The 13,946-nt window shown below is 70.1% G+C and carries 14 protein-coding genes and 1 riboswitch; of the genes, 5 read left to right on the plus strand and 9 right to left on the minus strand.

What is annotated here, in order from left to right:
* Window positions 1-789 (plus strand): hypothetical protein (locus ACIA8R_RS00750; protein ID WP_397035708.1); only part of this gene is annotated, 789 nt, incomplete at its 5' end.
* Window positions 790-799: 10 nt separating this feature from the next.
* On the opposite strand, the gene ACIA8R_RS00755 is transcribed toward ACIA8R_RS00750, so the two are convergent.
* Window positions 800-1,369, minus strand: a complete 570-nt coding sequence (locus ACIA8R_RS00755) for an amino-acid N-acetyltransferase (protein WP_397035710.1) — start codon at window positions 1,367-1,369, stop codon at window positions 800-802.
* A 287-nt stretch (window positions 1,370-1,656) separates the two neighbouring features.
* Window positions 1,657-1,808, plus strand: a riboswitch (cyclic di-AMP (ydaO/yuaA leader).
* Window positions 1,809-1,814: 6 nt separating this feature from the next.
* On the opposite strand from ACIA8R_RS00755, the gene ACIA8R_RS00760 reads away from it, so the two are divergent.
* Complete coding sequence (locus tag ACIA8R_RS00760; RefSeq protein WP_357702257.1) at window positions 1,815-2,858, plus strand: NlpC/P60 family protein; 1,044 nt, start codon at window positions 1,815-1,817, stop codon at window positions 2,856-2,858.
* A 29-nt stretch (window positions 2,859-2,887) separates the two neighbouring features.
* Here the strand turns inward: ACIA8R_RS00760 and ACIA8R_RS00765 are convergent, their stop codons facing one another.
* The gene (locus tag ACIA8R_RS00765) at window positions 2,888-3,100 is read right to left on the minus strand and encodes a LuxR C-terminal-related transcriptional regulator (RefSeq protein WP_132597751.1); all 213 of its coding nucleotides are present in this window, start codon (window positions 3,098-3,100) and stop codon (window positions 2,888-2,890) included.
* A 277-nt stretch (window positions 3,101-3,377) separates the two neighbouring features.
* Here ACIA8R_RS00765 and ACIA8R_RS00770 point away from each other — a divergent pair, with 277 nt between their 5' ends.
* Window positions 3,378-4,481 (plus strand): cytochrome P450, encoded by a 1,104-nt coding sequence (locus tag ACIA8R_RS00770; RefSeq protein ID WP_364084096.1) that lies wholly within the window; start codon window positions 3,378-3,380, stop codon window positions 4,479-4,481.
* On the opposite strand, the gene ACIA8R_RS00775 is transcribed toward ACIA8R_RS00770, so the two are convergent.
* Window positions 4,471-4,869: a helix-turn-helix domain-containing protein gene (locus ACIA8R_RS00775; protein WP_357702253.1), complete on the minus strand. Its 399-nt coding sequence runs from the start codon at window positions 4,867-4,869 to the stop codon at window positions 4,471-4,473. The two genes, ACIA8R_RS00770 and ACIA8R_RS00775, sit on opposite strands and share 11 nt — an antisense overlap.
* An 80-nt stretch (window positions 4,870-4,949) precedes the next feature.
* Between ACIA8R_RS00775 and ACIA8R_RS00780 the strand changes: the two genes are divergently transcribed.
* Entirely contained in the window at window positions 4,950-5,879 is a 930-nt protein-coding gene (locus ACIA8R_RS00780; RefSeq protein ID WP_397035713.1) for an NADP-dependent oxidoreductase, read from the plus strand.
* Between the two features lie 65 nt (window positions 5,880-5,944).
* Here ACIA8R_RS00780 and lysX read toward each other — a convergent pair whose 3' ends face one another.
* Entirely contained in the window at window positions 5,945-7,426 is a 1,482-nt protein-coding gene (gene lysX / locus ACIA8R_RS00785) for a bifunctional lysylphosphatidylglycerol synthetase/lysine--tRNA ligase LysX (protein ID WP_357702249.1), read from the minus strand.
* Window positions 7,427-7,574: 148 nt separating this feature from the next.
* Between lysX and ACIA8R_RS00790 the strand changes: the two genes are divergently transcribed.
* Window positions 7,575-8,069: a hypothetical protein gene (locus ACIA8R_RS00790; protein ID WP_397035716.1), complete on the plus strand. Its 495-nt coding sequence runs from the start codon at window positions 7,575-7,577 to the stop codon at window positions 8,067-8,069.
* 65 nt (window positions 8,070-8,134) lie between these two features.
* Here the strand turns inward: ACIA8R_RS00790 and ACIA8R_RS00795 are convergent, their stop codons facing one another.
* From ACIA8R_RS00795 to ACIA8R_RS00815, 5 genes are all read right to left on the minus strand, one after another.
* Entirely contained in the window at window positions 8,135-8,917 is a 783-nt protein-coding gene (locus ACIA8R_RS00795) for a type III pantothenate kinase (RefSeq protein ID WP_352318636.1), read from the minus strand.
* Between the two features lie 3 nt (window positions 8,918-8,920).
* Window positions 8,921-11,446: an L-aspartate oxidase gene (locus ACIA8R_RS00800; protein WP_397035718.1), complete on the minus strand. Its 2,526-nt coding sequence runs from the start codon at window positions 11,444-11,446 to the stop codon at window positions 8,921-8,923.
* Window positions 11,447-11,528: 82 nt separating this feature from the next.
* Window positions 11,529-12,362 carry a pantoate--beta-alanine ligase gene (gene panC, locus ACIA8R_RS00805; RefSeq protein ID WP_364084084.1) on the minus strand — a complete coding sequence of 278 codons (834 nt, stop codon included), beginning with the start codon at window positions 12,360-12,362 and terminating at the stop codon, window positions 11,529-11,531.
* A 22-nt stretch (window positions 12,363-12,384) separates the two neighbouring features.
* On the minus strand, window positions 12,385-13,275 hold the full coding sequence (locus ACIA8R_RS00810; protein ID WP_364084081.1) for a DUF2520 domain-containing protein: 891 nt from the start codon (window positions 13,273-13,275) through the stop codon (window positions 12,385-12,387).
* Between the two features lie 356 nt (window positions 13,276-13,631).
* Window positions 13,632-13,856 carry a chaplin family protein gene (locus ACIA8R_RS00815; RefSeq protein ID WP_364084078.1) on the minus strand — a complete coding sequence of 75 codons (225 nt, stop codon included), beginning with the start codon at window positions 13,854-13,856 and terminating at the stop codon, window positions 13,632-13,634.
* Window positions 13,857-13,946: the final 90 nt, after the last annotated feature.

Below are 13,946 nucleotides of genomic sequence, written 5' to 3' on the forward strand. Positions count from 1 at the left end.
GTACTGGGCCTCCTGGCCATAGCCCTGCTGCTGCTGACCGTAGTCGGGCAGCGACTGGGGCTGCTGGCCGTACTGCGGCTGCTGGCCATAACCCTGCTGACCCGAGGCGGCCTGCTGGCCGTACTGGGCCTCCTGGCCATAGCCGGGCTGGGTGTACTGCTGGCCCGAGGACTGCGGCTGCTGGCCGTAACCCTGCTGCTGGCCGGAGGCGGGCTGCTGGCCGTAGCCCTGCTGGCCCTGCTGCCCGTACTGGGCCTCCTGGCCATAGCCCTGCTGCTGCTGACCGTAGTCGGGCAGCGACTGGGGCTGCTGGCCGTACTGCGGCTGCTGGCCATAACCCTGCTGGCCCGAGGCGGCCTGCTGGCCGTACTGGGCCTCCTGGCCATAGCCGGGCTGGGTGTACTGCTGGCCCGAGGACTGCGGCTGCTGGCCGTAGCCCTGCTGCTGGCCATATCCCTGCTGCTGGCCGTACTGGGGCTGCTGGCCGTAGCCCTGCTGCTGGCCGTGCTGCTGTTGCTGACCGTATTGGGGTTGCTGGCCGTAGCCCTGTTGCTGCTGCTGGCCATATGGGGGCTGGCCATAGGCGTCGTCCGCCCGGTAGCCGACCACAGTCACGTCCGGGTCGGGCTCACCGGGGCGACGGCCCTGGTGCTGCCCGTACTCGGGGTTCTCGCCGGATTCGTCCTGTGGATACGGCGGCTGTCCGGTGCTCACCGTGTCACCTCGCTTCGAGTGCGCATGTGGCACGTGTCAGGACACATGCCTGTGCTGCCCAACGTATCGACATAGGTATCAACAATCACCTTTCCAAGTGGTCAAGGTCCGCGTCACCCGATGTCAGATGCAGCAGCATGCGGGTGTTGCCAAGGGTGTTCGGTTTGACGTGTTCCAGATCAAGGAACTCCGCCACACCCTCGTCGTACGAGGCCAGCAACTCGGCGTAGACCTCGGGTGAGACCGGCGTGCCCTGGATGGGCCGGAAACCGTGCCTCGCGAAGAAGTCGACCTCAAAAGTCAGACAGAATACACGTCGCAGCCCCAGATCCTTCGCCTGCCGGACGAGCGCCGAGACGATCCGATGCCCGGCCCCCAGTCCCCGGCACGCCGGATCGACCGCCACCGTACGGACCTCGGCGAGATCCTCCCAGAGCACGTGAAGCGCGCCGCAGCCGACGACCTCCCCGCTCAGCTCGGCCACCCAGAACTCCTGGACGTCCTCGTACAGCGTGACCGTGGCCTTCTCCAGGAGCCGCGGACCCGCGCCCGCGTAGGTGTCCACGAGACGCCTGATCGCGCGCACGTCGGGCGTGCGGGCACGCCTGACCACGACCGCGGTCTCGGGGACTGCCACTTCGGCCACCTGCTCCATGGCTCTCCAGGGTACAGATCTCATTACGGCTCAGCCCTAAATCCCACGTCTCGGGCATCTCATCACATGCTGTGTCCAGATGAACACGCCCCGACCTGGAGCTTTCCTCCAGTCGTCACCCCCCAGAATGCTGGACAAAAGGTGCAGAAGCCCGCTTCCGTACGGCTACCCACGAGATCACCTTGTGACCCTTCAGTTGTGAAACCTCTACAGACTCGGTAGTTCCGGTTGAGCGCGAACCCGGAGTGCATTAGTGTCCAGCGACGATGTTCTCCGCGTAATGCGCGCGGAAAGACACGCCCAATTCCCGCAAGGGAAGCCGGGGAACCACCGGTGGCGAGCACCTCGCGCCACCACTCGGGGTGAATCCGATCATCTCGGTAGGGCTGCTCCGGCCCGAACCCGTCAGCTAACCCGGCCGGCGTCGATGAGAGGAGCTTGGTTGGTGAAGCGGACGCTCGATCGCGAGGGGAAGCCGGGGGGCAGGCACGCCCGTCCCCGGGAGCAGGCCAGGCGCTCACGTCGCCTCGGCGTCATCGGCGCCGCCGTCGCCGCGATGCTGTTCGCCGTACCCGTCGGTTCCGCCGCCGCCGACCCGAAGCCGTCGCTCTCCGAGCTGGCCGACCAGGTCGAGAAGATGCACGAAGAGATCGAGACGCTGACCGAGGAGTACAACGGGCAGCGCGAACGGCTGAAGTCCGCACAGAAGGCCAACGACGCCGCCCAGAAGACCCTGGCCACCAGCGAGTCCGACCTGGCCGCCAAGCGCGCCAGGGCCACGCTGCTCGCCCAGAACGCCTACATCACCGGCGGCCTGGACAAGGCCCTGGTCTTCGCCCAGTCCGACGACCCCGAGACCTTCCTCGACCGGGCCGCGACCACGTACGCGCTCGAACAGCAGCAGGGCGAGGAGGTCAACCAGCTCGCCAAGGCCATGGAGGCCGCCGAGCGCGCCAGGTCGGGCGCCAAGACCCGCATCGCCGAGGTCCAGAAGATCGTCAGTGATCTTGAGGGCAAGCGCTCGAAGATCACCAAGCTGGTCGCCAAGGTCGAGAGCAACCTCTACCGGCGGGCCGTCGGCGAGGCCGGCCGCCCCGGCACCCGCGCCGTACGCGTCAACCTGCCGGTCATCGGCAACGGCAAGGCCGCCCAGGCCGCCAAGTGGGCCCTCACCCAGCAGCTCAAGCCGTACGTGTGGGGCGCCGAAGGGCCGCGCTCCTACGACTGCTCCGGCCTGGTGATGGCCGCCTACCAGCGCGTGGGCATCTCGCTCCCCCACTACACCGGCGACCAGTGGACGGCCGGCACGCACATCAGCCGCGACCAGCTCCGCGCCGGCGACCTGGTCTTCTTCTACAGCGACCTGCACCACGTCGGCATCTACATCGGCGGCGGCATGATGGTCCACGCACCGCAGACCGGCGACGTCGTCCGGATCTCCGCGCTCGGCAATCGGCCGTTCGCCGGCGCCGTGCGCATCGCGGACTGACCGGCGATTCACTTCGGAGTTCCGCGCCGTCAGATGAGCTGGCGGCGCGCCGCCCACGCCACGGCCTCGATCGCCGTGGCCACGCCGATGCGGTCGCAGATGCCTCTGAGCCGCCGGCGTACGGTCCGTCCGCTGATATCCAGCCGTCTCCCGACCCGGTCGACGGTCACCCCTCTGGCCAGTTCAGCCAGTAACGCCAAATCCGCGTGGCTCAGCTCAACGCCTTCAGTGAGCACATCCACCGGGAGCCCTCCCCCCAACAGCAGAACTCGGACCTTTCAGTGGAGCAAAGCCGCTCGTCTCGGTGAAGGTAAACGCATCGCGGAAAGGTCGTCAAGCACGACAATCGCCGCCCTTGACCAGTGCTATTGACATGATCACTTATATGTGACGTACTCCGCATATGTCGGCACGCCACGGTCCGCTATGAACGGTCCAAACGATCAATTCGGCGGCCCGGTCCAGCCACCGATGAGCGCCACCGACCTCCTGGGTTTTGATCCCTCGGATCCGCAATTTGTGCGCGATCCGTACGTCCGATATCGAGAGCTCCGCGCGGCCGGGGCGATCTTCAGAACGCGCGGCGGGCTGCTCGTCACGACCACGTACGAGCTGTGCGCGGCCGTCCTGCGTGACCCGATGTTCGGTCACGGAACGTCCGCCCCCGTGGCGGAAGAGGCAGGTCAGCCCGGCAGGTCGTTCCTGCTCATGGACCCGCCCGATCACACCCGGTTGCGGAACCTTGTCAGCCGCGCGTTCACCCCGCGCATGGTCGAACGGCTCAGGCCGCGGGTCGAGGCGATCACCGCCGACCTGATCGGGCGGTTGCCGGAGGAGACGGAGCTGATTTCCGGCTTCGCCCACCCGCTGCCGGTGATGGTGATCAGCGAGATGCTCGGGGTGCCGCCGGAGGACCACGAGCGCTTCCGCGGATGGAGCGAGGCTCTTGCCCGCGGACTTGACCCGATGCTGACAGACGCTCTCATGTCGGAAACGGAGCGTTCCAGGAACGAGTTCCGCGACTACTTCCGCCGCCTGATCGCCCTGCGCCGCGAGCGTCCCGGTGAGGACCTCCTGAGCGCCCTCGCGCGCGTCGAGGAGTTGACCGAGGCCGAGTTGCTGTCGACCTGCGTGCTGCTGCTCGTGGCCGGCCACGAGACCACCGTCAACCTCATCGCGAACGGCGTGCTGAACCTGCTGCGGCACGGCCTGCTGCACCGCGCCGCCGAGCGGCCGAGGGAGGTGGTCGAGGAGGTGCTGCGCTTCGATCCGCCGGTCCAGCTCACCTCCAGGATCGCGCTGGAGGACAGGGAACTGGGCGGCACGCCGGTGCCCGCCGGCTCGGCCGTGCTCGTGCCGATCGGCGCGGCCAATCGCGATCCGGCCGCGTTCGCCGATCCCGACCGGTTCGACCCGGGCCGCGAGCCCGGCCGGCATCTCGCCTTCGGGCTCGGCCTGCACTTCTGCCTGGGGGCGACGCTGGCCAGGATGGAGGGCGAGATCGCGCTGTCCGCGCTGGCCGTGGCCGCGCCGAAGATGGAGGCCGCCGATCCGGAGCCCCCGTACAAGGAGAACGTGGTGCTGCGCGGGCTGGCCCGGCTGCCGGTGCGGCTCAGGCGGTAGCGTCGTAGCGTTCCCTGGCGGCCTCGACGTCCTCGATGTGCTCCTCGGCCCAGGTCTTGATGGCGATCACCAGCGGCATCAGGCTCTCGCCGAGCGGGGTGAGCGCGTAGTCGACCCGTACCGGCACCTGCGGCGTCACCCGGCGCGCCACCAGGCCGTCGCGCTCCAGGCCGCGCAGGGTCTGGGTGAGCATCTTCTGGCTGACCCCCGCGATGTGCCGGGACAGGTCGCTGTAGCGGCGCTCGCCGCGGGCCAGCGCGCTGAGCACCAGCGTGACCCATTTGTCGCTGAGCCGGTCGAGCAGCTTGCGGGAAGGGCATTCGGCGAAGTAGGCGTCGAAGGCCAGCCTGGCCTGGTCACGCCGCTGCGCCGCCGTCGTGGTCGCCACCGTCTCACTCCTTGCCGTATGTTACGCACTTCCAGGTGCCTACTTACTGAAAGAGAGTAGCTCTTCCTAGGGTCATGGGCATGACGAACATGCGTGCACTCATCGGCGGCTCCGGCGCTCCCCTGCTGGTGTCCGCGCCGCTGCCGGAGGCGGGGCCCGGCCAGGTACGGGTCAAGGTGGCGGCGGCCGGGGTCAACCCCTTCGACCTGGCCGTGGCGGCCGGGGCGCTGGCCTCGTACGGGCTGGCCAGGAAGCTGGACTCGTACGGGATCGGCTTCGACGCGGCGGGGACCGTGGACCAGGTGGGCCCGGGCACCTCCTTCACCGTGGGCGAGGACGTCGTGGGGCTCTCCGCGCGGCTGGAGCTGCCGTACAAGGCGCAGGCCGAGTACGTCGTGCTGGACGCCCCGGCCGTGGCCCGCGCCCCGCGGAACGTGAGCCCTGCACACGCCTCCACGCTGCCGCTCAACGGCCTCACCGCCTGGCAGGCACTCGACCGGACCGGCGTCGGCCCAGGGGGCACCCTGCTGGTCACGGGGGCGGCGGGGGCCGTCGGCGGCTACCTGGTCGAGCTGGCCGCCGTCCGCGGCGTCAAGGTGGTGGCCGCCGCCGGCGCCGCGGACGAGGAACTGGTACGCGGCTTCGGGGCGGAATGGTTCGTCCCCCGCGAGGAGGACCTGGCCGAGGGCGTACGGGCGCGGGTCCCCGGCGGGGTGGACGCCGTCGTGGACGCCGCCGTGCTGGGCCTGCCCGCACTCGACGCCGTACGGGACGGCGGGACCTTCGTGGGGCTCACGTCGGGGGCCGCGCCGGTGCCGCTGCGCGGGACGGACGTGGCCACCGTGCTCTTCCGCTCGGACGCCGGGCAGCTCGCGGAGCTGGTGCGCCTGGTCGAGGCCGGGCGGCTGACGTTGCGGGTGGCCGACACGTACCCGCTGGAGAAGGCCGCCGACGCCCATGCCCGCCTGGCCGAGGGCGGGCTGCGCGGACGCCTCGTGCTGGTGCCCTGACCGCCCTGACCGCCCTGACCGCCCGATCCGGCGCCCCGCGCATCGGCGGGGCGCCGGACGACGGCTCAGTGAGTGGGCTTGACCAGCGGGAACAGGATGGTCTCGCGGATGTTCTTGCCGGTGAAGGCCATGATCATCCGGTCGATGCCGGCGCCCATGCCACCCGTGGGCGGCATCGCGTACTCAAGGGCCTGGAGGAAGTCCTCGTCGAGCTGCATGGCCTCCAGGTCGCCGCCCGCGGCCAGCAGCGACTGCTCCACCAGGCGGTGGCGCTGGTCGATCGGGTCGTTGAGCTCGGAGTAGCCGGTGCCGAGCTCGGTGCCGAACCCGATCAGGTCCCACTTCTCGGTCAGCAGCGGGTTGTCGCGGTGGAGGCGGGCCAGCGGCGAGGTCTCCAGCGGATAGTCCATGACGAACGTCGGCTGCACGAGCGTGTGCTCGACCAGCGCCTCGAAGAGCTCCTGGACGAGCTTGCCCGAGCCCCACTTCGCGTCCCAGTGGACCTCGCGACGGTCGGCGATCTTCCGCAGCTCGTCGAGGGTGGTCTCGGTGGTGATCTCCTCGCCCACGGCGTCGGACACCAGGTCGTAGAGCCTGACCCGGGGCCACTTCTCCGCACCGAGGTCGATCTCGACGCCGTCGTGCACGACCACGGTGGTGTCCAGGGCGGCCACGACGGCCTTCTGGTACATGCGCTGCGTCAGGTCGGCGATGTCGTTGTAGTCGAGGTAGGTGCCGTAGGCCTCGAGCATGGTGAACTCGGGGTTGTGCGTGGAGTCGGCGCCCTCGTTGCGGAAGTTGCGGTTGATCTCGAAGACCTTCTCGACGCCGCCGACCACCAGCCGCTTGAGGTAGAGCTCGATCGCGATGCGAAGGTAGAGCTCCATGTCGTAGGCGTTGATGTGGGTCTTGAACGGCCGGGCCGTCGCGCCGCCGTGGATGGGCTGCAACATCGGGGTCTCGACCTCGAGGTAGCCCTCCTCGTGCCAGAAGTCGCGCACCGCGCGCACGGTCGCGCTGCGCACCCGGGCCATCTTCCTGGCCTCGTCGTTGACGATGAGGTCGACGTAGCGCTGGCGCACCCGCGCCTCGGGGTCGGTGAGGCCGACGTGCTTCTCCGGCAGCGGGCGCAGGCACTTGGCGGTGATCTGCCAGCTGTCGGCGAGGATCGACAGCTCGCCGCGGCGCGAGGTGATGACCTCGCCGATCACGCCGACGTGGTCGCCCAGGTCGACGTCGCGCTTCCAGGCCGCCAGGGACTCCTCGCCCACCTTGTCGAGCGAGATCATGACCTGTAGGTCGTCGCCGCCGTCGCGGAGCGTGGCGAAGCAGAGCTTGCCGCCCACGCGGTTGAGCATGACGCGGCCCGCGACCGCGACCGTCTCGCCGGTGGCGGTGTCGGGCTCCAGGCCCTGGTGTTTCTCCCTGACCTCGGCGTTGGTCGCCGTGCGTGGGAAGTTCACCGGGTAAGGGTCGACGCCCTCGCTGCGGAGGCGGTCGAGCTTTTCCCTCCGGATGCGCATCTGCTCTGGAAGTTCCTCGCTCACAACAACAAAGCGTAGGGGATACGGCGAACTGCAAGCGCTCGTGACGGTTCTCTGCAGGGGCTCTGCAAGGCCCCTTTTGTACCAATGAGTCACGAGCTCCGGGGGGAGCCGGCAAGGAGCCGGCCCGAGAGGAGCTCCGGGAGAGATCATGATGAAGAAGATCGCGACGGGCATCCTCGCCATCGCCGCCACCAGCGCCGTGGCCCTGTCGCTTCCTTCGGCCGCCAGCGCCACCACCGCCACCGCCACCGCCACCGCCGACTTCGACGACTACTCCGACTACTGGGGCCCGGTGTACGCCAAGCAGCACCTGGCCAAGGCCCAGGGTCACGTCGACGTCGCGTGGGACGAGGAGGACTCCAACGAGGTCCAGGTCACCGGCCGGCTCTACGACCTGGACGACCGCGACTACGACGAGGGCGGCAAGTGCGCCTACGTGAAGTTCCAGGCCGAGGACTCCGACGGCGACTGGTCCACGGTCTACACCAGGAAGTACTGCGGCTCCCCGGGCTACAAGAAGTTCCACTTCGAGGAGAACGACGTCTTCACCCTGCGGGTCAAGGTCTGCCAGGTTCCCGAGCAGGGCACCTTCGCCACCAAGTGCGGCTCCTGGCGCGAGCTCTACAGCGCCGAGGACGCGTGACGCTCATAGGTGACACCACGACCGACAGGCGGCCCCCTTCCCAAGCGGGGGCCGCTTGTCACGTTCTAAGCGGTGTTCCGGTGATATATCAGGCGCAGGCCGATGAGGGTCAGCCAGGGCTCGTGCACGTCGATCGAGCGCGACTCGCCGACCACCAGCGCCGCATGGCCGCCGGTCGCCACGACGGTCACCTCGTCGGGGTCGTCGGCCAGCTCGGCGGCCATCCGCTCGACGATGCCGTCGACCTGGCCGGCGAAGCCGTAGATGATGCCCGCCTGCAACGCCTCGACCGTGTTCTTGGCGATCACCGAACGCGGCCTGACCAGCTCGACCTTGTGCAGCTGGGCGCCGGCGGCGGCCAGGGCGTCGACCGAGATCTCGATGCCGGGGGCGGTGACCGCCCCGACGTACTCGCCCTTGGCCGACACCGCGTCGAAGGAGGTGGCGGTGCCGAAGTCGACGATGATGCACGGGCCGCCGTACTGGTCGATGGCGGCCAGGGCGTTCACGATGCGGTCGCTGCCGACCTCTTTGGGGTTGTCCATGCGGACCGGCACGCCCGTGCGCACACCGGGCTCCACGATCACGGCGGTGACGTCGCCGTAGTAGCGGCGGCACATCTCCCGCATCTCGTTGAGCACGCTCGGCACGGTCGAGCAAATGGCGATGCCGCTGATGTCGGCGCCCTTGAGCAGTGGTGACTGGGCCAGCAGCCCCTGGAGCACGACGGCGATCTCGTCGGCGGTGCGGCGGGCGTCGGTGGCCAGCCTCCAGTGCTCGATGACGTCCTCGCCCTCGAACAGCCCCAGCACCGTGTGCGTGTTGCCGACGTCGATCGTGAGCAGCATCAATTACCCCCGCAAATCCAGTGCGATGTCCAGGGCCGGCGCCGAGTGGGTGAGCGCTCCCACCGCAAGGTAGTCAACGCCAGTTTCAGCCACATCACGAGCCGATTCCAAGGTCAATCCCCCACTCGCTTCAAGCGCAACCCTGTTTTTCGCCCGACTTTTCACGATTTGTACGGCATGTACGGTGTCCTCGACCGTGAAGTTGTCCAGCAGGATCTCCTCGGCGCCCTCGTCCAGCAGGGGCTCCAGCTGGTCGAGCCGGTCGATCTCGACCTCGATCGGCAGCTCGGGATAGCGCTCCCGCACCGCCCGGTACGCCTCGGCCACTCCGCCGGCCGCCACGACGTGGTTGTCCTTGATCAGGGCCGCGTCCGACAGCGACCTGCGGTGGTTGACGCCGCCGCCGCAGCGCACGGCGTACTTCTCCAGGGACCGCAGACCCGGCAGGGTCTTGCGGCTGTCGCGGACCCGCGCCCGCGTGCCCTCGATCGCGGCGACCCACCGGGCGGTCATCGTGGCCACCCCGGACAGGTGTGTGAGCAGGTTGAGCGCGGTGCGCTCGGCGGTCAGCACCGCCCGCGTCGGGCCCTCGACCGTCATCAGCACGTCGCCGGCCGCGACCCGCTCGCCGTCCTTGGCCCGCCGCTCGACCCGGCCCGCGCCCAGCCGGAGGAACACCGCCTCGGCCACGCCCAGCCCGGCCACCACGCCGTCCTTGCGGGCCACCACGTCGCCGGTCGAACGCTGCCCGGCCGGGATCGTGGCCAGGCTGGTCACGTCGCCGGCCTCCTGCAGGTCCTCTTCGAGCGCACGGTCGATCAGCGCGTCGACCTCGGCCGGGTCGAGCCCGGCGGCGGTCAGCTCCTGTGCCAGGCGCGGCGGCATCGTCTCACCGTGCGGGGTGTACGTCATGCGAAGGCCCTCCTCGGTCAGGGTCACGTCCAGGTGGCCCAGCCACTCATTGTCGTCCCGGCTCTCGTGGTCCTCGCGCCAGTGGGAGCCGCGCGTCTCCAGCCGCGCCGCCGCCACGCCGGTCAGGACGGCGGCGACGGTGAGCAGGTTGGTCGCCTCCCACGACTCGGTGCAGGCGGGCACCTCGACGGGCGTCCAGAGCGCGTCGCGCAGCGCCTTCGACGTGGCCTGCAGCGACGCGCGGCTGCGCAGCACCCCGGCGCCGGCGCTCATGTGCGCCTGGAGCCTGGTCCTGACCCTGGGGTCCACCAGGCCCGTCGCGGCCCGCGCCGGAACCGGCTCGCCCGGCTGCGGACGCCTCCGGTGGATGTCCTCGGCGATGCGCTCGGCGAAGACCAGCCCCTCAAGGAGCGAGTTCGAGGCCAGCCGGTTGGCCCCGTGGACGCCGGTGCAGGCGACCTCGCCACAGGCGTACAGGCCCTCGATCGAGGTACGGCCGGACAGGTCGGTGTGGACGCCGCCGCTCGCGTAGTGGGCGGCCGGCGAGACGGGGATCGGTTCGGTGACCGGGTCGATGCCGTGCTCGCGGCAGACGGCGTAGATGGTGGGGAAGCGGCTCTCCCACTTCACCCTGCCGAAGTGGCGGCCGTCGAGGAAGATGTGGTCGCGGCCGGTCTCGCTCATGGTCGTAGTGATCGCCTTGGCCACGACGTCGCGCGGCGCCAGGTCGGCCAGCTCGTGCACGCCCTGCATGAATCTGTTGTTCTCGTGGTCGACGAGGAAGGCGCCCTCGCCCCTGACCGCCTCGGAGATCAGCGGCTGCTGGCCGGTCGAGCCCTCGCCCAGCCACAACACGGTCGGGTGGAACTGCACGAATTCGAGGTCGCGCACGACCGCCCCGGCCCGCAGCGCGAGCGCCACGCCGTCGCCGGTGGACACGACCGGGTTGGTGGTGGCGGCGTAGACCTGGCCCATGCCACCGGTGGCGAGCACCACGGCCCGCGCCCGCACCGCCCCGACGCCGTCGCGCGCGCCCTCGCCCATGACGTGCAGGGTCACCCCCCTGGCCCGGCCGTGGGCGTCCTTGAGCAGGTCGAGCACCAGCGCGTGCTCGATCACCTCGATCGAGCACGCGCGCACCGCCTCGACCAGCGCCCGCTGCACCTCGGCGCCCGTGGCGTCGCCGCCGGCGTGCACGATCCTGCGGCGACGGTGCCCGCCCTCCCTGGTGAGCTGGAGCTCCCCGTTGGGATTGCGGTCGAACCGGGCGCCGCGTTCCATGAGCCGCCGCAGCGCGCCGGGCCCCTCCGTCACCAGCGTCCGCACGGCCTTGGTGTCGCACAGCCCGACCCCGGCCAGCAGCGTGTCGCTCAGGTGCTCTTCGGGGGTGTCGCGCGGGTCGAGCACGGCGGCGATGCCCCCCTGGGCCCACTTGGTGGACCCGGCCGACAGCACGTCCTTGGTGACGACCAGGACCTTGGCCGCGGGATCCAGCTCGGCGTGGCGCAGCGCCACGGTCAGGCCCGCGACGCCGGACCCGACGACGACCACGTCGGCGTCGACGGTCCAGCCGGGTTCGGGGGCCGTCAGGTGCAGGGGAATCGCCGGTGCACTCATGGGGGTCTCCTCGCTGAGGCGATTTCGTCACTATGACGATAACGCCTGCCGCAGCGTGGACATGCCCCGGGGGCCGTACGGATCAGGGGCGCACGCTCACCACGACGTTGTCGATCAGCCGGGTTCCGCCCACCCTGGCCGCCACGGCGAGCACGGCCGAGCCCTCGTAGGAGTCGTCGACCTCCTTGAACGTGGCCGGATCGACCAGCGCCAGGTAGTCGAGGTCGAGCTCGGGCCCGGCCTCGGCGAGCACCGCGCGGGCGGTGGCCCGCATCGCGTCGGCGGTCAGCTCGACCGCGCCCGCCCGCAGGGCACGGGACAGGGCCAGCGCGACCGTGCGGTCGCCGGCCGACAGGTAACGGTTGCGGCTGGACAGGGCCAGGCCGTCGGGCTCGCGTACGGTGGGCGCCCCGACGATCTCGATGGACAGGTCGAGGTCGGCCACCATGCGGCGGATGACGGCGAGCTGCTGGGCGTCCTTCTGGCCGAAGATCGCCAGGTCGGGTCGCACCAGGTTGAACAGCTTGAGCACCACCGTCAGCACGCCGTCGAAGTGGCCCGGCCTGGACGCGCCCTCGACGATCGAGCCCATCTCGCCCGCGTGGACGCTCACCTGACGGTCGGGGCGGTACATGTCCTGCGGCGAGGGCGCGAACACGACGCCGACGCCCTCCTCCCGGCACACGTCGAGATCGGCCTCGAATGTACGGGGATAGCGTGAAAAATCCTCGTTAGGCCCGAATTGCAAAGGGTTGACGAAGATGCTGACCACGACCTGGTCGGCGCGTACGCGAGCGGCCCTCATCAGCGACCGGTGGCCCTCGTGCAGCGCGCCCATGGTCGGGACCAGCGCCACCCGCCCTTCACCCCGAGCCTTCGCCAGGTCGTCCCGGTCGCCGGCCACGATCAGATCCATTGCTGCCCTCCACACCCGACGGTCAGGTCCATATATTGCCCCCAAGCGCGTCGAGCAGCCGCTCCGCCTCCTCCGGTTTGAGCAGCCCCGCGGCCAGCGCCCGGTCGGCGGTGAGCCGGGCCAGCGCGATGTAGGCGTCGGCGGCCTCCGGAGCGGCCAGGATCAGCGCGTCGACGTGTTTGCGCACCGTGCTCGCGTCGCCGCGGACGACCGGCCCGGTGAGCCCGGCGATGCCCAGCCGCAGCACGTTGTCGAGCGCCGCGCCGAGCAGCGGGCCCAGCATGCGCCCCGGGTGCTCGACGCCGATGCGCTGCAGCAGCTCCTCGGACTCGGCGATGAGCGTGACCATGTGGTTGGCGGCGTTGGCCAGGGCCGCGTGGTAGAGCGCGCGGTCGCTCTCGGCGATCCAGACCGGCTCACCGCCCATCTCGATCACCAGGGCCTCGGCGACCGGTCGCAGCAGGTCGGGCGCGGTCACGCCGAACGAGATACCGGTGATCTTGTTGAGGTCGTCGTCGCGGCCGGTGAAGGTCATGACCGGGTGGAGCGCGAGCGGCAGCGCACCCGCCTGCGCGGCCGGGTCGAGCACCGACAGGCCGTACGCGCCGCTGGCGTGGACGAGCAGCTTGCCCTTGAGGTCGGCGCCCGTGCGGGCCAGCCCGGCCACGAGGTCGGGCAGCGCGTCGTCGGGGACGGTCAGCAGGATGAGCTGGGAGGCGGCCACCACCTCGTCGGGCCGGGTCAGCTCGACCCCGAGCCGGTCGGCGGCCCATCTGCGCGAGGTGTCGGAGACCCCGCTCGCGGCCACGATCCGGTGGCCCGCCTGAGCCAGCGCGGCGCCGAGCACGGAGCCGACCTTGCCCGCACCGAGCACGCCGACGGTCAGCCGTGCCGGGCGATCACCTGCGTCCATGACGTCTCACCCCTGTCGACCGCAACGGCACCGTGGTGGCACCGTGAAGGCACTGCGGACCAGCGTAACCGGCGGGCGGGGGCCGACAGGTCGGGGGCCGTCGAACACGTTCCGGCATGTCCGGCGCTTTGCCGCCCGTTGAGTTAACGACAAATGCGACAGGGGCATACGAATCATGCACCCCCTGTCGAAAGAGATGAGGAGAGGGGTCCACGCACGACGACGGGCGCCGAGTCCTGACAACCCGACGCCCGCCTGAATGCGACCTCTTGGAGGTGCACTGACCGGTCATCCGCCGACTGACCGGCCGGGATCAGAGCCCGGACCGCGCGCGAGCGGTCCGGGCTCTCCCTGCCTCAGCGGCTGTAGACCGCGGTGTTGGGGCTCCCCTGGCAGCCGTTGATCGGCACCGCCTGGATGCCGATGTTGTTGCCGCAGACGGGCACGACGGCGGTGATGGGCAGGTGGATCGGGCTGCCGCTCAGGATGCCGTTGTTGCCGTGGGTGACGTCGTCGGCGTGCGCGGGGGCCGCCAGGGCCAGGAGGGCGATGGCACCTGCCATGACCAGAACCTTCTTCACGGGGGGCTCCTCTCAGTCTGCGGCCTCAGGGCCGCAATGCTTCGGTGGAGCGATCCGGCTCGCCGCTTACCGCGGATGGGCGAAACGCAG

Source organism: Nonomuraea sp. NPDC051191 (assembly GCF_044455665.1).
Taxonomy (GTDB): domain Bacteria; phylum Actinomycetota; class Actinomycetes; order Streptosporangiales; family Streptosporangiaceae; genus Nonomuraea.

What these genes read in the sequence shown, in the direction of transcription:
- ACIA8R_RS00810 (WP_364084081.1), bottom strand. Translation starts at nt 13,275, where the DNA reads ATGGACGCAGGTGATCGCCCGGCACGGCTGACCGTCGGCGTGCTCGGT.
- panC (WP_364084084.1), bottom strand. Translation starts at nt 12,362, where the DNA reads ATGGATCTGATCGTGGCCGGCGACCGGGACGACCTGGCGAAGGCTCGG.
- ACIA8R_RS00795 (WP_352318636.1), bottom strand. Translation starts at nt 8,917, where the DNA reads ATGCTGCTCACGATCGACGTCGGCAACACGCACACGGTGCTGGGGCTG.
- ACIA8R_RS00755 (WP_397035710.1), bottom strand. Translation starts at nt 1,369, where the DNA reads ATGGAGCAGGTGGCCGAAGTGGCAGTCCCCGAGACCGCGGTCGTGGTC.
- ACIA8R_RS00790 (WP_397035716.1), top strand. Translation starts at nt 7,575, where the DNA reads ATGATGAAGAAGATCGCGACGGGCATCCTCGCCATCGCCGCCACCAGC.
- ACIA8R_RS00780 (WP_397035713.1), top strand. Translation starts at nt 4,950, where the DNA reads ATGACGAACATGCGTGCACTCATCGGCGGCTCCGGCGCTCCCCTGCTG.
- ACIA8R_RS00800 (WP_397035718.1), bottom strand. Translation starts at nt 11,446, where the DNA reads ATGAGTGCACCGGCGATTCCCCTGCACCTGACGGCCCCCGAACCCGGC.